This is a genomic window from Methylobacterium sp. ap11 (assembly GCF_900110515.1).
GTDB classification, from domain to species: domain Bacteria; phylum Pseudomonadota; class Alphaproteobacteria; order Rhizobiales; family Beijerinckiaceae; genus Methylobacterium; species Methylobacterium ajmalii.
The window spans coordinates 21733-40045 of the sequence record NZ_FOEB01000024.1 but is presented as its reverse complement, the minus strand read 5'-3'; the positions used below and the strand labels follow the sequence as shown (position 1 = coordinate 40045).

The window sequence follows — 18313 nt, the reverse complement described above, 5'->3', positions numbered from 1 at the left end:
CCGGCGATCCCCTCCGGACGGCGCGGCCGGAGCCCGGCACAGCTTGGCGCAAGGCGGGACGGGGAAGATCGTCCCGCCCCACGATTCCTCCCGCCCAGGGTCTCGCGTCTTCCTCGTCCGCTCCCGACGATCGGTCGGGCTCTCGGCGCCGGCCGCTGCCGCGCCGCGATCCCCGCACGCGATCCCGGAGCCGTCGCCATCCTACCGGCGGTGCGGGGTCCGCTGACAGTGGCCGCCGCGCGGGCCCCGCAGGCTCGGCCCAGCCGATTCCGCGATCCCGTCTCCCTCCCGGCGGGCACCGGACGGAGACGGGGAGCGATCGGCCGTTCCCAGCCCCCATCAATGTCCCGATCGTCTCCAGACACAAAAAAACCCCGCCGGAGCGGGGTTCTTTGGTCCGTTCCGTCCCCCAGGGGGGATCGGACGGTCAGACCGCGATGCGGTTCTCTTCCTCGGTCGGCTCGCGCAGCACGTAGCCGCGGCCCCAGACCGTCTCGATGTAGTTCTTGCCCTGGCTGGCATTCGCGAGCTTCTTGCGGAGCTTGCAGATGAACACGTCGATGATCTTCAACTCCGGCTCGTCCATGCCGCCGTAGAGATGGTTGAGGAACATCTCCTTGGTCAGCGTGGTGCCCTTGCGCAGGCTGAGGAGCTCCAGCATCTGGTACTCCTTGCCGGTGAGATGCACCCGGGCGCCCGACACCTCGACGGTCTTCTGGTCGAGGTTCACGATCAGGTCGCCGGTGGTGATCACCGACTGCGCGTGACCCTTCGACCGGCGCACGATCGCGTGGATTCTCGCGACCAGTTCATCTTTGTGGAAAGGTTTGGTGAGGTAATCATCGGCACCGAACCCGAGGCCCTTCACCTTGTCCTCGATCCCGGCCATGCCGGAGAGGATCAGGATCGGGGTCTTGACCTTCGCCACCCGGAGGGAGCGCAGAACCTCGTAGCCCGACATGTCGGGCAGGTTCAGGTCGAGCAGGATGATGTCGTAGTCGTACAGCTTGCCGAGATCGACACCTTCCTCGCCGAGGTCGGTCGTGTACGTGTTGAAGTTTTCGGACTTGAGCATCAACTCGATGCTCTGCGCTGTCGCGCTGTCGTCCTCGATCAGAAGTACCCGCATCTCAGGTCCCCAAGCCCTGGCCCTCAAGGGTTAAGGCAAGCCCCCGCCGCCCGTCTCCCACCGGCCCGTGGGGGACGCCCGTTGTCTTCCGAACCGCGACGCTATGCCTTAACGGTTAACAAACCCTGTTCACGTCCCGCAAGCGGTTATGAAACCGCGTGACGGGCAGGGCCCTTGCGGGTTTGCGTTCCGTTCCGGCCGAATCGCGACACCATACCCGCATCCCGCCTCGCCGGGCCGGCTAAATGGCTCCCGCCATTGACGCCCGCCCGTGATGTTGCGTCCGCGCCACGCCCCCGGAGAACCTCCGGGAGCCCGCCGTGGATCCCATCTGCCTCAGTGTTAAGGAGAGGGGTAAATGGATCGTTGATGGAATCCGGCAATGGCAGCGGCAGGGATCGGGAAACCGCTTCGTATCAACAGGATGCTGCCATGACCGGCCCGGGGCGCCTCGAGGCCGCCCGCGCCGCGCTGGCCGGCATCGACGAGGTCGAGACGTTCGGCCGGGTCGTGGCGGTGCGGGGCCTGCTCGTCGAGGTCGCCGGCCCGGTCGCGGCGATGCGGCTCGGCGGCCGGCTCGACGTGGTGGTGGACGAGGCCGCCGGCACCGCCGTCCCGTGCGAGATCATCGGCTTCTCCGGCCCCCACGCGCTCGCGATGCCGTTCGGCTCGCTCCAGGGGGTGCGCCGCGGCTGTCCGGCCCGGGTCCGGGGGGAGGGGGCGGGCGCGATCCGCCCGAGCCGGGCATGGCTCGGCCGCGTGATCGACGCGCTCGGCCGCCCGATCGACGGCAAGGGCCCGCTGCCGCCCGGCCCGCTGCCCTACGGGCTGAGGGCCGACCCACCGCCCGCCCATGCCCGCCGCCGCGTCGGCCCGCCCCTCGATCTCGGGGTGCGCTGCCTCAACACCTTCCTGACGATGTGCGCGGGCCAGCGCATGGGCATCTTCGCCGGCTCCGGCGTCGGCAAGTCGGTGCTGCTCTCGATGCTGGCGCGCTACACCGCCGCCGACGTGGCGGTGATCGGCCTCGTCGGCGAGCGCGGCCGCGAGGTGCAGGAATTCCTCCAGGACGACCTCGGGGAGGAGGGCCTCGCCCGCTCGGTCGTCGTGGTGGCGACCTCCGACGAGCCGGCGCTGATGCGCCGCAACGCCGCCTACGTCACCTTCGCCCTCGCCGAGCACTTCCGCGACCAGGGCGCGCAGGTGCTGTGCATGGTCGATTCGATCACCCGCTTCGCCATGGCCCAGCGCGACATCGGGCTCGCCGCCGGCGAGCCGCCGACCGCCAAGGGCTACACGCCGACCGTGTTCTCCGAGCTGCCCCGCCTCCTCGAGCGGGCCGGGCCCGGTACCGGGGACGGCGCGATCACCGGCCTGTTCACCGTGCTGGTCGAGGGCGACGACCACAACGAGCCGGTGGCCGACGCCGTGCGGGGCATCCTCGACGGCCACGTCGTGATGGAGCGCGCCATCGCCGAGCGCGGCCGCTACCCGGCGATCAACGTGCTGCGCTCGGTCTCCCGCACCATGCCGCGCTCCTGCGACCCGGACTACCTCGAGGTGGTCCGCCGCGCCCGCCGGGTGCTCTCGACCTATGCCGACATGGAGGAGCTGATCCGGCTCGGCGCCTACCGCCCCGGCAGCTCGCAGGAGGTCGACGAGGCCATCGCCCTGATGCCCGATCTGGAGGCTTTTCTGGGGCAGGGTAAGGAAGAAGCAACCTCCATCCGCGAGGGTTATGAGCGCCTCGCCGCGATCGTCGGCGGGCCGTGAGGGTGGGCCGGGCCGCCCGCCCTGCGGCCTCGTGAAGGCGCGCGACGGGCGAGGCTCGGCCGCATGCCGCTGGCGGGAGTGGAGTAACAATGAAATCGCGGGACACGCTCATCCGGCTGCGCCGCTTCCAGGCAGACGAGAAGCGCCGCAAGGTCGCGCAAATCGAGGCGATGATCGCCGATTTCGCCCGCATGGCCGCCGACCTCGACCGTGAGATCGGCCAGGAGGAGCAGCGGGCCGGGATCTCCGACCCCGCCCATTTCGCCTACCCGACCTACGCCCGCGCCGCCGCCCAGCGCCGCGACAACATCCGCCGCTCCGCCCAGGACCTCGACGTCCAGCTGGCCGAGGCCAAGGCGGCCCTCGCCGAGGCCTTCGAGGAGCTCAAGAAGGTCGAGATCCTCGACGACCGCGAGCGCTCGGGCGAGCGCGTCGCCGAGAATGCCCGCGACCAGGCCAGCATGGACGCGATCGGGCTCGGCCGCGCCCGGGCCTGACAAGGGGGCGGGCTGCCGGCCGGTTCGCCCCCGTACGGGGGCATCCGGCCAAAAAACGTTCGACGATGGAGCGCGGGACCTGTTCGCCGAGACGGCGTGGGGTGTGCCGCGCTTCGCGTTCCGCCCGCGCCGCGGGAGCGGGGGGCCGGGATACGTCAGCCGACCCGCTCGAGGATCACCTCCCGCGCGGGCGGGGCATCCCCACCGATCCGGTAGGTCGCGACGACCGCCGCCTCGGCGCGATCCGCGTCCGCTTCGCTGCGCGCATGCACGATCGCGAGCGGCCGCTCCGGCCCGACCTCGTCTCCCAGAGCCGCCAGATCGGTGAGGCCGACCGCGTGGTCGATCGGGTCCTGCGGCCGGGTCCGGCCGCCGCCGAGGCCGATCACCGCGACGCCGATGTCCCGGGTGGCGATGGCCTGGACGCGGCCCGCCCGCGGCGCGGGGATCGCCCGCACCAAAGCGGCGCGGGGCAGGTGGCGCTCCGGCGCCGCGATCAGGTCGGCGGGTCCGCCGAGCGCCGTCACCATCCGGGAAAACACCTCCGCGGCGCGGCCCGAGGCCAGGCTGTCCTCCAGCCGGGCGGTCGCGTCGGCGAGGTCGGGGCTCAAGCCCCCGAGGACCAGCATCTCGGCGCCGAGCGCCACCGTCACGGCGTGGAAGCGCGGCTCGCGCCGGCGGCCGGCCAGGTAGTCGAGGGCATACGCGACCTCGACGGCGTTCCCGGCGGCCGAGGCCAGGGGCTGGTCCATGTCGGTGAGGAGCGCCCGGGTCGGCAGGCCGGCGCCGTTCGCTACCGTCACTAGGCTCTCGGCGAGGCCCCGTGCCTCCTCGGTGCGGGCCATGAAGGCGCCGGAACCCGCTTTCACGTCCATGACGAGGCCCTGCAGCCCGGCCGCGAGCTTCTTCGACAGGATCGAGGCGGTGATCAGGTCGAGGGATTCGACCGTGCCGGTGACGTCCCGGATGGCGTAGAGCCGCCGGTCGGCGGGGGCGAGGTCCGGGGTCTGGCCGATCACCGCGCAGCCGACCTCCCGGGTGACGGACCGGAACAGGTCGATGTCGGGCGCCGTGGTGTAGCCCGGGATGCTGTCGAGCTTGTCGAGGGTGCCGCCGGTATGGCCGAGGCCGCGGCCCGAGATCATCGGCACGTAGCCGCCGCAGGCCGCGACCATCGCGGCGAGCGGCAGGCTCACCGTGTCGCCGACGCCGCCGGTCGAGTGCTTGTCGAGGACCGGGCCCGGCAGGTCCCAGTCGAGGACGGTGCCGGAGCGGGTCATCGCCCGGGTGAGCGCGACGCGCTCGGGCAGCGACAGGCCGCGGAAGAAGACCGCCATGGCGAAGGCCGCCGCCTGGCCCTCGGTCACCCGTCCGTCGATCAGCCCGGCGATGAAGGCCTCGAGGGCGTCGTCCGGCAGCGCCTGCCCGTCGCGCTTGAGGCGGATCAGTTCCTGCGGCAGCAGCGTCATGGGTTCGTCCCGGAAGAGGGTGTCAGAGGGCGCCGGAGACGAGCGCCGCGACGAGGCGCCCGACATCGTCGGCGGCCTGTTCGGCGACGCGCTTGGTCTCGGCGTGGTGGGGGGCGCCGATTCCGGTCCCGGCCTCGAACCCGGCGGCGTAGTTCGTCACCAGCGACAGGGCCGCGACCCGGAGGCCGAAGAACCGGGCGAGGATCACCTCCGGCACCGTCGACATGCCGACGAGGTCGGCGCCGAGCACCTTAGCCATGCGGATCTCCGCCGGGGTCTCGAAGCTCGGGCCCGAGAACCAGGCGTAGACGCCCTCCGCCAGCGGCACGCCGCATTCCCGCGCCGCCCGCTTCAGCGCCGCGCGCAGGGCCGGATCGTAGGCGTCTACCATCGGCACGAAGCGGGCGTCGGACGCCTCGCCGTAGAGCGGGTTCATGCCCGACAGGTTGACGTGGTCGGTGACGAGGGCGAGGCGGCCGGGCCCGGCCTCGGGCAGGAGCGAGCCGGCGGCGTTGGTGAGGAGCAGCGGCGGGGCGCCGAGCGCCGCCACCACCCCGACCGGGACCCGCATGGCGGCGGCGTCGCCGTGCTCGTAGGCGTGGGCGCGGCCCTGGAACAGCAGCACCCGGCGCCCCGAGAGGCGCCCGGCCACCAGCCGCCCGGCATGGCCCGAGACGCCGGAGGCGGGAAAGTGCGGGATCTCGCCGTAGGGCAGGGCGACCGCATCGCTCAGCCGCCCGGCCAGGGGCCCGAGCCCGGTGCCGGCCACGAGGGCGAGGGCGAAGGGCTCGTCCCCGAGGCGGGCCCGCACATGTGCGGCGGCCGCGGCGATGCGGGAATCGCTCGCGCTCACGCGAGGTTGTCCGGCCCGAACGAGGCGGGCAGCAGGTCGTCGAGGGTGAAGGTCCGGCGCAGGCCCTCCGGCCCGGCGACGTGGATCGGCGTGTCGGGGGCGGCGAATTCGCGGATGCGCTGGCGGCAGGCGCCGCAGGGGGTGACCAGCGCCGCGCCGTCGCCGAGCACCAGGATCGCGGCGATGCGCCGGCCGCCGGCCGCCACCATGGCGGCGATCGCCCCGGCCTCCGCGCAGGTGCCGACCGGGTAGGCGGCATTCTCGACGTTGCAGCCGGCATGCACCGCCCCGGCCTCGTCCAGGACGGCGGAGCCGACGCGGAAGCGCGAATAGGGGGCGTGGGCGCGGCCCTGGACCGCGCGGGCGGCGGAAAACAGGGTGTCGATCGGGTCCATCGCGGCTCCGGCTGCGTGGCGGCGAGACCCGATCATGGCCGGACCGGCGCCCGCCGTCGAGCCCGTCGACAAGCCGGTGCGGTGGTCTTAAACCCGTCGTCTTTCCAAGAGGCGAGGGATCCGGGGCGATGCTGGGACGGTTCGAGCGCAACGGGTCCGGCGAGGCCGTCGTCGAGTACGGCGACAGCAACCTGCGGGTGGTGAAGCCCGGCCGTTTCGTGCGCTGCGGCGTGACCGGCGTCGAGATCCCGCTCGATGCCCTTCGCTACTGGAGCGTGGCGCGCCAGGAGGCCTATGCCGATCCCGACGCCGTGATGGTGCGCCTGCGCCAGGACTCACGGGCCGGGTAGCGGTCGGAGCCGCCGCAGCAGCGCGGCGAGCGCCTCCGGCTCGTCGAGGGCCAGCACCACCGGCAGCGTCGCCACCGGCAGGTCGGCCGGCAGGCGCACCCGGTCCTTCTCGGTCGTCACCAGGAGGAGGTTTGCCCCTGCCGCGTCCGCGACGAGGCTTGCGACCTCCGCGGCCGTGAAGGCGTGGTGGTCCGGGAAGGCCCGGGTCTCGCGTATCTCCGCCCCGACCTCGCGCAGGCTCGCGAAGAACTTTTGCGGCCGGCCGATCCCCGCGAAGGCCAGGACCGGGCGTCCCGCCAGCGCCGCGGCGGCGGCTGGATCGGGAAGCAGCCGGCCGCGAAGCGCCGGCAGCCCGCGCGCCCGCGCCTCGGCCAGGACCCGCTCGCCCGGTGCTCCCTCGCCGATCACCAGGGCGGCGTGGATGCGGGGCCATTGCGCGGCGGCCGGCGCCCGCAGCGGACCCGCCGGAAACACCTGGCCGTTGCCGAGCCCGACCGCCCCGTCGAACACCGCGACGGACAGGTCCTTGGCGAGGCCCGGGTTCTGCAGCCCGTCATCCATCACCACCACGTCGGCGCCGTCCGCCAGGCAGGCCTGCGCGCCCGCCACCCGGTCGCGGGCGACGAAAGCCGGGCCGGCGCGGGCCAGCAGCAGCGGCTCGTCGCCGACCTCCGCCGCGCCGTGCCGGGCGGGATCGACCCGCACGGGACCGGTCAGGCTGCCGCCGTAGCCCCGGCTCAGGAAGGCCGGGCGCCGGCCGAGGTCGCGCAGCAGGCCCGCCACCGCCAGCGCCGTCGGCGTCTTGCCGGCGCCGCCGAGGGAGAAGTTGCCGATGCAGACCACGGGGGCGGGCACCCGGGTGCCGGCCCGCGCCATCCGGCGGGCGCAGAGCGCCCCGTAGACGCGACCGATCGGCGCCAGCAGCCGGGCCGCCGGGCTCGGCGTCTCGTGCCACCAGAAGCCCGGCGCCTGCTTCACGAGGCGAACCGCCCGGCGATGATCAGCTGGCAGATGAAGGGCTCGAGCGCCGCCATCGCCCGGTCGGTGGCGCCGCCGGCCGCCTCGATCGCCGCGGCGCCGGCCCGGGCCATCGCCCGGCGGCTTTCGGGATCGCCGAGCAGCCCGTCGACCGCCGCCGTCAGTTCCTGCCCGTCCCGGACCGTCCGGGCGCCGCCGGCGCGTTCGAGGGCGCCGTAGACCTGGGCGAAGTTGCGCACATGCGGCCCGGTCAGGATCGCCGCGCCGAGGCGGGCCGGCTCGATCGGGTTCTGGCCGCCGTGCCGGGCGAGCGAGCCGCCGACGAAGACGAGCGGGCACAGGCGGTAGAACAGGCCGAGCTCGCCCACCGTGTCGGCGACGTAGAGATCGACCTTGTCGTGCGGCTGCCCGCCGGTGGCGCGGCGCCCGACCCGCAGCCCCGCGGCGGCGGCCTGGGCCGCCACCTCCGCCCCCCGGTCGGGATGGCGCGGCACCACGATGGTGAGGAGGCCCGGATGCGTCCGCGCCAGCGCCCGGTGGACCGCGGCGGCGGCGGCCTCCTCGCCCGGGTGGGTCGAGGCGGCGAGCCAGACCGGACGGTCCTGCATCACGCCCTGGATCTGGCGCAGCGCCTCGGGATCGGCCGGCGGCGGGCCGGCATCGAATTTCAGGTTGCCGCCGGTCTCGACCCGGGGGGCGCCGAGGCGGGCGAAGCGCTCCGCCTCCTCCCGGCTCTGGGCGAGGCAGAGCGCGACCCGCGACAGCAGCGCGCGCGCGACCGCCGGGGTGCGCCCCCATCCGCGGGCCGAGCGCTCGGACATCCGCCCGTTCACCAGGATCAGCGGCACCCCGCGGGCGTGCAGCGCCAGGATGGTGTTGGGCCACAATTCCGATTCGGCGACGAGGGCGAGGTCCGGCTGCCAATGGTCGAGGAAGCGGGCAACGTAGCGCGGCGCGTCGAGGGGCACGAACTGGTGCAGAGCCCCCGCCGGAAGCCGCCGGGCCAGCAGCTCGGCCGAGGTGCGGGTGCCGGAGGTGACCAGCACCGTGAAGCCGCGCCGGGTCAGCCGCTCGACGAGGCCGAGGAGCGACAGGGCCTCGCCGATGCTGGCGCCGTGGGCCCAGACCAGCGGGCCCGCCGGCCGCGGCCTGCCGGGGCGGCCGGTGCGCTCGGGCAGGCGGACCGGGTCCTCCTTGCCGCGCCGGCGCCGCCAGGCGAGCAGCCCCGCGAGCGCCGGCTCGCCGGCGATCAGCCCGTAATGGTAGGCGCGCAGCAGGGCCGGCAGGTCCCGAGGGTGGGGTTCGCCCGGCCGGGTCTCCTCGCGCCTCATCGGGCGGAGGTCCCCTCGCGGGTATGGCCCTTGCGGGAATGGATCGGATCGATCCGGCCGACCTGCGCGAAGGCCCGGGCATGGACCGCGTTGAGGTCGGTCTCGATGCGCAGGCGCGCCGCCTCGATCCCCGCCGCGTCGAGGTCGCGGGGTACGCTGATCGGCTCGCCGAAGGCCATCACGCCGCGGCCGAAGGGCAGGCCGAGGCTCGCCCGGTCCCAGCTGTCGAATTGCAGGTAGCGGCTCGTCACCACGGCGGTCGGCACCACCGGGCGGCCGGACATCCGCGCCAGCATCACGATGCCCTCGCCGCAGCGCCGCGACACCTTCGGCACGTCGGCGCTGAACGCCACCGACTCGCCGTCCTCCAGGGCCTTGAGGCAGCCGCGCAGGGCCTGGACCCCGCCCTTGGCCCAGACATCGCTCGCGCGCCGCGCGCCCGAGCCGCGCATCACCCTGACCCCGAACCGCTCGAGCACGGCGGTGTTCACCCCGCCGTCGACCGAGCGCGACACCATGGTGGCGACCCGGTCCTGCGGCCGGCGCACGAACGGCACCATCAGGTGCTGGCCGTGCCACATCGCGGCGATGAACGGCCGCATCGGCGTCAGCCAGTCGTAGGCGTCGGGCGGATCGAGGCTGAAGCGGTTCGTGCGCCGCACCAGCTTCAGGTAGCTCGCGCCGAGGAACCCGAGGCTTTCCTGGGCGGCCCGGCTGCGGGCGATGCGGGTGACGACGCTCATCGGCAGCACTTCGTTCGGGAGGACGGGCTCTTCGGCGCGCGGGACAAGAGACCCCGCGCGGCCCCGCACCCGCGGGACGACAAGGGAGCCCGCGCGAATCCGGGCGCCGTCATGCTCCGTTCGGGCCCGCGAGGCAACCGCCGCGCGGGCGCGTCGGAGACCCCGGGCGTGCGGCATCGCACGCCTTTTCGCGGGCGCGCCGACTTGTTTGGAATGGCTCCAATCTATAGATTGGAGCCATTCCAGACTGGAGCATGCCCGTGAAGGCCCTGACCGATCTCACCGAACGCGAGGTGCTGGCCCTCGCCATCGCCAGCGAGGAGGAGGATTCCCGCATCTACCGCAGCTTCGCCGAGAGCCTGCGGGCCGACCTGCCGGGCTCGGCCGGGGTGTTCGAGGCGATGGCGGAGGAGGAGGCGGGGCACCGCGACGACCTCTACGCGGCGTATCGCCAGCGCTTCGGCGAGCACCTGCCGCCCCTGCGGCGCGAGGACGTGAAGGGGTTTCCCCGCCGCCGGCCGGTCTGGTGGCAGGGGCTCGACGCGGCGCGGATGCGGCGGGAGGCGCAGGGGATGGAGGCGCAGGCCGCCGCCTTCTACGAGCGGGCGGCGGAGCTCTCGCGCGATCTCGGGGTGCGCCAGCTCTTCACCCGGCTCGCCGAGATCGAGCGCGGCCACGGTGACCGGGCCGCGTCCCTGTCGGCCGAGCAGGAGAGCGGGGATGCCGCCGCCGAGGAGGCGCGGGCCGCCCACCGCCTGTTCGTGCTGCGCTACGTCCAGCCGGGCCTCGCCGGGCTGATCGACGGGTCGGTCTCGACGCTGGCGCCGCTCTTCGCCGCCGCCTTCGCCACGCACAACAACTGGCAGACCTTCCTGGTCGGCCTCGCCGCCTCGATCGGCGCGGGCATCAGCATGGGCTTCACCGAGGCCCTGTCGGACGACGGCAGCATCACCGGGCGCGGCTCGCCCTGGCTGCGCGGCCTCGTCTGCGGCGTGATGACGACGGTCGGGGGGCTGGGCCACACGCTGCCCTACCTGGTGCCGGATTCCTGGTCGAACGCCTTCGCGATCGCCACCGTGCTGGCGGCGCTGGTGGTGGTGGTCGAGCTCTGCGCGATCTCGGCGATCCGCACCCGCTACATGGAGACGCCGTTCTGGCGCGCCGCGCTCCAGGTGGTGCTCGGCGGGGTACTGGTGCTGCTCGCCGGCGTCGCCATCGGCAGCGCCTGACGTCGCATCGGCGCCTCGTGCGGCACCGTGCGCGGGGGGCGGCCCCGAAAGCCGCTCCCGCCACCTTGAAAATGGTCTAGATACGGGGGAGCCGAGGGCCCGACGGAACGGCCCACCAAGAAACGTCCTCCGAGACACCAAACGTCCTCCGAGACTCCGCCCGAGGAAACGCCGTGCAGACCAGCTTCACCCCCGCGCAGCTCGCCGACCCGGCCATGGCGGCCTCGGAGAAGATCCTGCGCACCTGCGTGCATTGCGGCTTCTGCACCGCCACCTGCCCGACCTACCTGCTGCTCGGCGACGAGCTCGATTCGCCGCGCGGGCGCATCTACCTGATCAAGGACATGCTGGAGGGCGGCAAGCCGGCGAGCCCCGAGGTGGTCAAGCACGTCGACCGCTGCCTATCGTGCCTGTCCTGCATGACCACCTGCCCGTCGGGGGTGCACTACATGCACCTCGTCGACCATGCCCGCGCCCATATCGAGAAGACCTATGCCCGTCCGGCCGAGGACCGGTTCCTGCGCGCGGTGCTGGCGCGCGTGCTGCCCTACCCGAACCGCTTCCGCTTGGCGCTCCTCGGCGCCACCCTCGGCCGGCCGTTCCGGGGCCTCGCCGCGAGGATGCCGAAGGTCGGCAATCGGCTGGCCGCGATGCTCGACCTCGCGCCGGACGCGCTGCCGACCCGCTCGGCGCATGACAGGCCCGGCCGCTTCCCCGCCGCCGGTCCGCGCCGGGGCCGGGTGGCGCTCCTGCGCGGCTGCGCCCAGAGCGTCCTGCGGCCGGATTTCAACGAGGCGGCGATCCGGCTCCTGAACCGCCACGGCGTCGAGGTGGTGCAGGCCAGGGGCGAGGGCTGCTGCGGCGCGCTCACCCACCACATGGGCCAGGAGGAGTCCTCGCACGCGCTGGCCAAGCGCACGATCGACGCCTGGATCGCCGAGATGGACGGCGAGGGTCTCGATGCCATCGTGGTCACGGCCTCGGGCTGCGGCACCACGATCAAGGATTACGGCTTCATGTTCCGGGACGACCCGGCCTATGCGGCGAAGGCGGCCCGGGTCGCGGGGATCGCCCGCGACGTGACCGAGTACGTCACAGGCCTCGGCCTGTCCGAGCCGGTGGTCGAGACCGACCTCGTCGTCGCCTACCACTCCGCCTGCTCGATGCAGCACGGGCAGGGCCTGCGCACCGAGCCGAAGGCGCTGCTCGCGCGCGCCGGCTTCACCGTGAAGGACGTGCCGGAGGGCCACATCTGCTGCGGTTCGGCCGGGACCTACAACATCCTGCAACCGGAGTTGGCCGCGCACCTGCGCGCCCGCAAGGTCGCCAATATCGAGCGCGTGCGGCCCGACGTGATCGCCACCGGCAACATCGGCTGCGCCACCCAGATCGGGAAGGGCACCGCGATCCCGATCGTCCACACGGTGGAACTGCTCGACTGGGCGACCGGCGGCCCGCGCCCGGCGGCCCTGGACGGGGTGGCGGACAAGCGGCCGGCGCTGGCGGCGGCGGAGTAGGCGGGAATCGCCGGACGGGTACGTCCCGTCCGGCGATTCCCCCGTCAGAACACCGAGATCAGCACGATCCCGCCGACCATCAGGGCGGCGCCGAGCAGGCGCGGCGGGCCGGCCTTGACCTGCCGCATGCCGAGCCAGCCGAAATGGTCGAGCGCCACCGAGGTCAGGAGGTTCGCGGTGATGAGGAGCCCATTCAGCGCGCCGGCCCCGACCTTGTCGACGAAGAGGAGGCCCGCGAACACCGCGACCGCGCCGGTGATGCCGGCGAGCGGCATCCACCAGCGCACGCCTGCCAGGTCCTCCCGCTTCGGCAGCGGCGTGGGTTTCAGCAGGACCATCAGCGCGAAGGCGAAGACCACCGGCACGAACGACACGGTGGCGGCGAGCCACGGATTGACCAGTGCTCCGCGCAGCTGCGAATTCCACACCACGCCGATCGCCATCAGGGCGCCCGCCACCAGGATGAACGGGTAGAGCAGCTTGCCGCTCATGCCGTGGCTCTCGCCCTCGTCCTTCTTGCCGGCGGTACGCGCGATGAACACCACGCCGGCCGCCATCAGGAGTCCGCCGAGCCAGGGCAGCGGCTTGAAGCCGGCGGCCTGGAGGCCGAACAGCCCGAACGCGTCGAGGGCGAGCGAGGTGATGATGTTGGCGGTCAGGGTCAGGCCGTTGAACGGCCCGGCGCCGACCTTGTCGATGAAGGCGAGCCCCCCGAACACCGCGACCGCGCCGGCCAGCCCCCCGAGGGGGGCGTACCAGGGCATCTTCTCCAGGGTCTCGAGGGTCGGCAGCGGCGTCGGCATCACCAGGAACAGGGTGGTGAAGACGAACACGATCGGCAGGAACGACACCGTGGCGGCGAGCCACGGATTGACCATGTGCCCGCGCAGCTGCGCGTTCATCGCATTGCCGAGCGCTTGGAGCGCACCGGCGACCAGGATGAAGGGGTAGAGGAGCGCGGCGATCGACACCGGGAAAACCTTCCTGTGGGAGGGGATCGGACGAGGAGGAGCGGTCAGACGAGAAGAAGACCTGCGAGCGCCAGCGCGAGGGCCGGCGGCATCACCACCAGGCCGAGCTTGAGGAAGCTCCAGAAGCTGACGTCCTGGCCCTCGCGGCGGATCGCGGTGAGCCACAGGATGGTGGCGAGCGAGCCGGTGACCGAGAGGTTCGGCCCCAGATCGACGCCGATCAGCACCGCGCCCGCGACCTTCTCGGGGACGTGCGCGGCCTGGACCGCGGCCCCGGCGATCAGGCCCGCCGGCAGGTTGTTGACCAGGTTGCAGGCGATGGCGATCAGCGCGCCGGCGCCCCAGGCGGTCTCGGTCGGCGCGGCGGTGGCGGCCTGCTTCAGGGCGTCGGCGATCATCGCCAGCACGCCGGTCTTCTCCAGCGCCTCGACCAGCACGAACAGCCCGGCGACGAGCGGCAGCACGCTCCAGGACACGTCCTTGACCACCTCGACCGCGCCGCTCCCCTTGCGGAGCGCCAGCACGATGAGGGTGGTGGCGAGCCCCGCCACGAAGGTCGGCAGGCCGAGATCGCGCCCGAGCGCCGAGGCGCCGATCAGCACCGCGCCGGTCGCCACGATGCCGAGGCCCGCTACGATCCCGGTGCGCGACAGCGCCGTCGCCTCGACGTCGGTGGCGACCGATTGCCGCTTGAGGGCGCCGTTCTGGGTGAGCCGCAGGACGAGGTAGGTCGTCCCGATCGCCAGCAGCGACGGCAGGCCGAACAGGGCGAGCCAGCGGGTCAGCGGCGGCATATGCTCGGCGAAGACCACGAGGTTGGCCGGGTTCGAGATCGGCAGCACGAACGACGCCGCGTTGGCGATGAAGGCGCAGATGAACAGGTAGGGCAGCGGGTTCTCGACCTTGGCGGCCCGGGTCGCGGCGTAGACAGCCGGCGTCAGCACCACCGCGCAGGCGTCGTTCGACAGGAAGACCGTGACGACCGTGCCGACGAGGTAGACCAGGGTGAAGAGCCGGGTGGCCGAGCCCTTGGCGGTGCGCACCGCGATGCCGGCGAGCCAGTCGAACAGGCCTTCCTTCCGGGCGACCTCGGACATCAGCATCATGCCGACGAGGAAGAGGTAGACGTCGGTGCCCTTGAGCACGCCCTCCCAGGCGGTGCCGGCCGGCATCAGGCCGAGGAGCACCAGGGCGAGGGCGCCCGCCACCGCCCAGATCGCCTCCGGCCAGGAGAACGGGCGCACGATCACGCCGAGGGTGGCGAGGGCGGCGATCGCCCAGGTCGCGAGATTGGGGCTGAGCGTCAGCGCGGCCATCGGGGAAGAAGTCCTGTCGTCACGGTCGGGAGGAACTGAAGGGTGTTCGGCTCGGGACCACCCGCGTTCGCGGCGCTCCCACCCGCGACCTCGTCCGGAGGTGCGAGTGAAACGAGCCTCGATGGAGGGCCCCGGGGATCACGGTGGGTTCTGGAAGCCTCCGTCGAGGCTCCCGTCGGTCGCACCTCGGGACGAGGCCGCGGGTGGGAAAGGTTTCAGCCGTTGCGGTTCGCCTCGGGACGCGGGCGGTTCTCCCTCACCACTGCCGCCCGTTCCTGTTCGGTCCGAGCTGCGTCCCCAGGAGGCCCCGCGCCTCCCAGGCGCCGAGCGCATCGGCGTCGCTGCCGATCCCGCGGGAGGTGGGCAGGCCGGTCGGATCGCTCGCCGGCTCGATCGCGTCGGTGTCGGTGGCGCCCGCGCCCGTCGCCCGGACCTCGATCGCCCGGGCGTCCGCCGGCCAGGCGATCGTGGCCGCGTAGCAGCGCGCGCCGTCCTCCCGCGCCATCGGCCGCCACGGCCCGTCGTCGATGCGGTACTCCACCGTCTCGGCCGGTCCCAGCACCAGGGCGCGCAGGGTCACGCTCTCGCCGACCACGTGGCCGGCGTCGCAGGCGAGGCGCCGGTCGGCGGGGGCGGTGATCAGCACGACCGGCCAGGGCCGGGCCAGCTCCTTGAAGCGCCAGCTCACCACGCCGCCGTCGATCGCCGCGATCGCGTAGCCGACCGGGCCCTCCTCGATCTGCCCGGTCGAGCGGGTCGCCGCGTAGACGGTGCGTCCGTCGTTGGCGAGCTCGTTGTAGTGGGTGTGCCCCATCTCGACGAGGCGCACCGGCCCGCGATGGACGAGGTCGGCGACGCGCTCGGCTTCGCCCTCGCCCTTCAAGTCGGCCGGGTAGCTGTGCATGAACAGGGCGCAGGGCGTGTCGCCGGCCCGCTCCAGCTCGCCGGCGAGCCAGGCGACCTGGTCGGGGCCGAGGCGGAAATCCGGCCCGCCGGAACCCGGCCCGCACATGTCGAGGAAGAGGCAGCGCACGCCGCGCAGGTCGACCGCGTAGGGCAGGCGGGGCACCCCGAGCCCGTCATGGAAGGCGTCGAGGCTGCCGCCCTCCATGTCGTGGTCGCCGGTGATGACGTGGGCCGGCAGGCGGAGCCGGTCGAGGCCGGCCCGCACCAGGGCGTATTGCTCGGGGCGGCCGTTATCGGCGTTGTCCCCGGGCACGAAGACGAAGTCGAGCCCCTCCACCTCGTTCAGCTGCGCCACGATGGCGGCGAAGTCGCGGGCGTTGTCGGCCTCCGCCCCGGCGAGGTGGAGGTCGCCGATATGGGCGAAGGCGAGGGGGATGGTCATGGCCGGACTCAGACCCCCAGAAGGGCGGGCCGACCGGTCGGGTCGGAGGGCGTGCCGGCCTGGGCCGGCTCGAAGCCCCGGGTCTCGGGCATCACCAGCAGGTAGAGGGCGAAGCCCAGGCCCGCGATGCCGGCCAGCGTCAGGAAGGCCGTCGAGTAGCCGGCCGAGACGATGATGAGCCCGGCCAGCGTGGCGCTCAGGCTCGCGCCGAGCCCCTGGGCCGTCGCGACTGCGCCCTGGCTGACGTTGAACCGCCCGGTGCCGCGGGTCAGGTCCGCCACGACGATCGGAAAGAGCGCGCCGTAGACGCCGGCGCCGATGCCGTCGAGGAGCTGCACCGCCACGAGGTAGAACGGGTTGTTCGAGAAGGTGTAGAGCACGCCGCGCAGCGCCAGCACCCCGAAGGCGGCGAGGAAGATGGGCTTCCGGCCGATCGCGTCGGCCTTGTGCCCGACGAACATCGCCACCGGCACCATCACGCACTGCGCCGCCACGATGCAGATCGCAATCAGCGAGGTGGCGTTGTCCTTGCCCGACAGGTGGGTGAGGAGCTGGCCGACCGAGGTCAGCATCGCGGCGTTCGAGAGGTGGAAGATCGCGGCCAGAAGCGCGAACAGCATCAGGTACTTGTTCTGGAGGAGCGCGGTCAGGCCGGAGGGCTGCTCGCCGCCCGACTGGTCCTCGGCGCTGTCGAGGCCGCGGGCGAGGTCGTTGTCGATCGCGTCCTCCGGCACCATCAGCATCGCGCCGATCGAGAGCGCGGCGAGCACGCCCATCAGCCAGAACACCACGATGGGGCCGAACAGGTAGGCCAGTCCCCCGGCGAGCGCCGCCGAGACGGCGTTGCCGGCGTGGTTGAATCCCTCGTTGCGGCCGATGCGCTTGGCGAAGAGCTTCGGGCCCACCACCCCGAGGGTGATGGCGGCGAGCGCCGGCGGGAAGATCGCCCCGGCGATGCCGGCGAGCGACTGGGTGGCGGCCACCGCGTAGAAGTTGGAGATGAAGGGCAGCGCCAGGCAGCTCAGGGTCACGGCGAGCGCTGCCGCGATGACGATGGTGCGCTTGTGCCGCGAACGGTCGATGAGCGCGCCGGCCGGCGTCTGGGCGATGAGGCCGGCGATGCCGGCGATCGTCATGATCATGCCGGTGGTCGCCTCGTTCCAGCCCTGGTCCGGGCCACGCACGGCGATGAGGTAGATGGCGAGGTAGGGACCGAGGCCGTCGCGCACGTCCGCCAGGGTGAAGTTGAGCGCGTCGAGCCCCCGCAACGCCCGCCGCGACGGCTGTCGGTCGGGCGCGCCGGACCCAGAGGCAGGGAGGGATTGTGCCGTGCTCACCGTGATGTCTCCCTGAGGAAGGACGCGCCTATCCGGAGCCGAGAACCGGCGGGATCGCGAAAAGTTGCGATGCCATCGGGATTAAGCACCTGCGCGGGACGTTCGCGCCGCGCAGGTCGTCTTCAAGCGGACCGTCTCCGGCCGGGCGGGATCAGAACCGGCGCGGTGCCGGGGGCGGAGCGCCCGGGCCGCCGGGCGGCGGGGGAGGCGGAGCCGCACCGGGACCCCCGGGAGGCGGCGGTGGGGCCGCGCCGGGCCCACCGGGCGGCGGAGGAGGCGGGGGCGGCGCATCGGGGCCGCCGGGCGGGCGGGGCTCGCCGCGGGGGCCCGGCGGGCGGGGCGGGGGGCCGCCGACCTCGGAGAGGCTGTCCGGGCTCGCGCCGAGCGCGCGCACCTCGACCACCGCTCCGAGCGGGCTCTTCGCCACCGCGCCGCGCAGGCTGACCGGCTGGCCGGCCTGCAGGACGCTCGAGAGGCGCGCCGCCTCGTGCGGCGGCAGCCGCAGGGTGGTGCCGTCGTCGAGGATCGCGCCGTTCACCTCGCCCCGGCGCCCGTGCAGCAGGGTCGCGATGCGCCCGCTCACGACCGTCTCGGCGGCGGCCGGCTCCGGACCCCCGAGGGTGACCAGGGTCGCGCCGGTCGCCTCGTTGCGGATCTGGGCGCCGTCGACCAGGGGCAGCGCCCGGGCGCGCATGCCGCGCACCGACACCGCGTCGCCCGGCCGGACCGTGAACACCACGGCGCCCGACAGGCGCGGCGGCAGCTTCACCTCGGTGCCGTCGGCGAGAATCAGCCCGTCGACCTCGCCGCGGGGGGTGAGCGTGTACTGCTTCACCGTCCCCTTCGTCTCCGGCAGGGTGCCGGGATCCCAGACGGACGCGTCCTGCGCCGCGGCCGGACCGGCGGCGAGGAGCAGGGCCGCGAGGCCGGCCGCCCGGAGGCGGAGCACGGGTGCGCCTGTCGTCATGGCTGTCGCTCGTTCACACCGGCGGACGGCCGGCTCGACCGCGACATCCCAACTTCCGTGCCAGATGCCAAGTCGTTGAAAGATATCGGGAAGGGCGATGACGGCGCCGG

17 protein-coding genes are annotated in these 18313 nt (G+C 73.3%); 5 read left to right on the top strand and 12 right to left on the bottom strand.

Annotation, left to right across the window (positions count from 1 at the left end):
* Nucleotides 1–427: 427 nt before the first annotated feature.
* Nucleotides 428–1129 carry a response regulator transcription factor CtrA gene (locus BMX97_RS25665; protein ID WP_060848866.1) on the bottom strand — a complete coding sequence of 234 codons (702 nt, stop codon included), beginning with the start codon at nucleotides 1127–1129 and terminating at the stop codon, nucleotides 428–430.
* Between the two features lie 432 nt (nucleotides 1130–1561).
* Here BMX97_RS25665 and fliI point away from each other — a divergent pair, with 432 nt between their 5' ends.
* Nucleotides 1562–2902 (top strand): flagellar protein export ATPase FliI, encoded by a 1341-nt coding sequence (gene fliI, locus BMX97_RS25660; RefSeq protein ID WP_091754033.1) that lies wholly within the window; start codon nucleotides 1562–1564, stop codon nucleotides 2900–2902.
* 89 nt (nucleotides 2903–2991) lie between these two features.
* Nucleotides 2992–3399: a flagellar export protein FliJ gene (fliJ, locus tag BMX97_RS25655; RefSeq protein WP_060848864.1), complete on the top strand. Its 408-nt coding sequence runs from the start codon at nucleotides 2992–2994 to the stop codon at nucleotides 3397–3399.
* 155 nt (nucleotides 3400–3554) lie between these two features.
* Here the strand turns inward: fliJ and deoA are convergent, their stop codons facing one another.
* From deoA to cdd, 3 genes are read right to left on the bottom strand one after another with little or no spacing between them, the layout of a single operon-like run.
* On the bottom strand, nucleotides 3555–4868 hold the full coding sequence (gene deoA, locus BMX97_RS25650) for a thymidine phosphorylase (RefSeq protein WP_091754105.1): 1314 nt from the start codon (nucleotides 4866–4868) through the stop codon (nucleotides 3555–3557).
* A 22-nt stretch (nucleotides 4869–4890) separates the two neighbouring features.
* A complete protein-coding gene (locus BMX97_RS25645) occupies nucleotides 4891–5700 on the bottom strand; it encodes a purine-nucleoside phosphorylase (RefSeq protein WP_244538652.1) in 810 nt (269 codons plus the stop codon).
* A 17-nt stretch (nucleotides 5701–5717) separates the two neighbouring features.
* Entirely contained in the window at nucleotides 5718–6116 is a 399-nt protein-coding gene (gene cdd, locus BMX97_RS25640) for a cytidine deaminase (protein ID WP_091754031.1), read from the bottom strand.
* Nucleotides 6117–6244: 128 nt separating this feature from the next.
* On the opposite strand from cdd, the gene BMX97_RS25635 reads away from it, so the two are divergent.
* Entirely contained in the window at nucleotides 6245–6466 is a 222-nt protein-coding gene (locus BMX97_RS25635) for a DUF2093 domain-containing protein (RefSeq protein ID WP_060848861.1), read from the top strand.
* Here the strand turns inward: BMX97_RS25635 and lpxK are convergent.
* Genes lpxK through BMX97_RS25620 form a run of 3 tightly spaced genes read right to left on the bottom strand, consistent with a single transcriptional unit; the run spans nucleotide 6452 to nucleotide 9518 of the window.
* The gene (gene lpxK / locus BMX97_RS25630) at nucleotides 6452–7444 is read right to left on the bottom strand and encodes a tetraacyldisaccharide 4'-kinase (protein WP_091754030.1); all 993 of its coding nucleotides are present in this window, start codon (nucleotides 7442–7444) and stop codon (nucleotides 6452–6454) included. The two genes, BMX97_RS25635 and lpxK, sit on opposite strands and share 15 nt — an antisense overlap.
* Nucleotides 7441–8775: a 3-deoxy-D-manno-octulosonic acid transferase gene (locus BMX97_RS25625; RefSeq protein WP_091754029.1), complete on the bottom strand. Its 1335-nt coding sequence runs from the start codon at nucleotides 8773–8775 to the stop codon at nucleotides 7441–7443. Before BMX97_RS25625 ends, lpxK begins: the two co-directional genes overlap by 4 nt.
* Complete coding sequence (locus BMX97_RS25620; protein ID WP_091754028.1) at nucleotides 8772–9518, bottom strand: lysophospholipid acyltransferase family protein; 747 nt, start codon at nucleotides 9516–9518, stop codon at nucleotides 8772–8774. Before BMX97_RS25620 ends, BMX97_RS25625 begins: the two co-directional genes overlap by 4 nt.
* A 260-nt stretch (nucleotides 9519–9778) precedes the next feature.
* Here BMX97_RS25620 and mbfA point away from each other — a divergent pair, with 260 nt between their 5' ends.
* Nucleotides 9779–10747, top strand: a complete 969-nt coding sequence (gene mbfA / locus BMX97_RS25615; RefSeq protein WP_058618699.1) for an iron exporter MbfA — start codon at nucleotides 9779–9781, stop codon at nucleotides 10745–10747.
* Between the two features lie 173 nt (nucleotides 10748–10920).
* Nucleotides 10921–12264, top strand: coding sequence for a glycolate oxidase subunit GlcF (gene glcF / locus BMX97_RS25610; RefSeq protein WP_091754027.1), 1344 nt, complete (start codon nucleotides 10921–10923; stop codon nucleotides 12262–12264).
* Nucleotides 12265–12308: 44 nt separating this feature from the next.
* On the opposite strand, the gene BMX97_RS25605 is transcribed toward glcF, so the two are convergent.
* The 5 genes from BMX97_RS25605 to BMX97_RS25585 form a co-directional block, all read right to left on the bottom strand.
* Nucleotides 12309–13235: a DMT family transporter gene (locus BMX97_RS25605; RefSeq protein WP_244538647.1), complete on the bottom strand. Its 927-nt coding sequence runs from the start codon at nucleotides 13233–13235 to the stop codon at nucleotides 12309–12311.
* 44 nt (nucleotides 13236–13279) lie between these two features.
* Nucleotides 13280–14551, bottom strand: coding sequence for an arsenic transporter (locus BMX97_RS25600; protein WP_091754026.1), 1272 nt, complete (start codon nucleotides 14549–14551; stop codon nucleotides 13280–13282).
* Nucleotides 14552–14807: 256 nt separating this feature from the next.
* A complete protein-coding gene (locus tag BMX97_RS25595) occupies nucleotides 14808–15899 on the bottom strand; it encodes a metallophosphoesterase family protein (protein ID WP_091754025.1) in 1092 nt (363 codons plus the stop codon).
* Between the two features lie 8 nt (nucleotides 15900–15907).
* The gene (locus BMX97_RS25590; protein ID WP_091754024.1) at nucleotides 15908–17236 is read right to left on the bottom strand and encodes an MFS transporter; all 1329 of its coding nucleotides are present in this window, start codon (nucleotides 17234–17236) and stop codon (nucleotides 15908–15910) included.
* 151 nt (nucleotides 17237–17387) lie between these two features.
* Nucleotides 17388–18203 (bottom strand): hypothetical protein, encoded by an 816-nt coding sequence (locus BMX97_RS25585; protein WP_177202354.1) that lies wholly within the window; start codon nucleotides 18201–18203, stop codon nucleotides 17388–17390.
* Between the last annotated feature and the right edge of the window lie 110 nt (nucleotides 18204–18313).

Bases quoted from the DNA above. Each gene is read 5' to 3' on its own strand.
- cdd (WP_091754031.1), bottom strand. From the start codon at position 6,116: ATGGACCCGATCGACACCCTGTTTTCCGCCGCCCGCGCGGTCCAGGGC.
- BMX97_RS25620 (WP_091754028.1), bottom strand. From the start codon at position 9,518: ATGAGCGTCGTCACCCGCATCGCCCGCAGCCGGGCCGCCCAGGAAAGC.
- BMX97_RS25595 (WP_091754025.1), bottom strand. From the start codon at position 15,899: ATGACCATCCCCCTCGCCTTCGCCCATATCGGCGACCTCCACCTCGCC.
- BMX97_RS25625 (WP_091754029.1), bottom strand. From the start codon at position 8,775: ATGAGGCGCGAGGAGACCCGGCCGGGCGAACCCCACCCTCGGGACCTG.
- BMX97_RS25600 (WP_091754026.1), bottom strand. From the start codon at position 14,551: ATGGCCGCGCTGACGCTCAGCCCCAATCTCGCGACCTGGGCGATCGCC.
- fliI (WP_091754033.1), top strand. From the start codon at position 1,562: ATGACCGGCCCGGGGCGCCTCGAGGCCGCCCGCGCCGCGCTGGCCGGC.
- deoA (WP_091754105.1), bottom strand. From the start codon at position 4,868: ATGACGCTGCTGCCGCAGGAACTGATCCGCCTCAAGCGCGACGGGCAG.
- BMX97_RS25635 (WP_060848861.1), top strand. From the start codon at position 6,245: ATGCTGGGACGGTTCGAGCGCAACGGGTCCGGCGAGGCCGTCGTCGAG.
- fliJ (WP_060848864.1), top strand. From the start codon at position 2,992: ATGAAATCGCGGGACACGCTCATCCGGCTGCGCCGCTTCCAGGCAGAC.
- BMX97_RS25665 (WP_060848866.1), bottom strand. From the start codon at position 1,129: ATGCGGGTACTTCTGATCGAGGACGACAGCGCGACAGCGCAGAGCATC.
- BMX97_RS25585 (WP_177202354.1), bottom strand. From the start codon at position 18,203: ATGACGACAGGCGCACCCGTGCTCCGCCTCCGGGCGGCCGGCCTCGCG.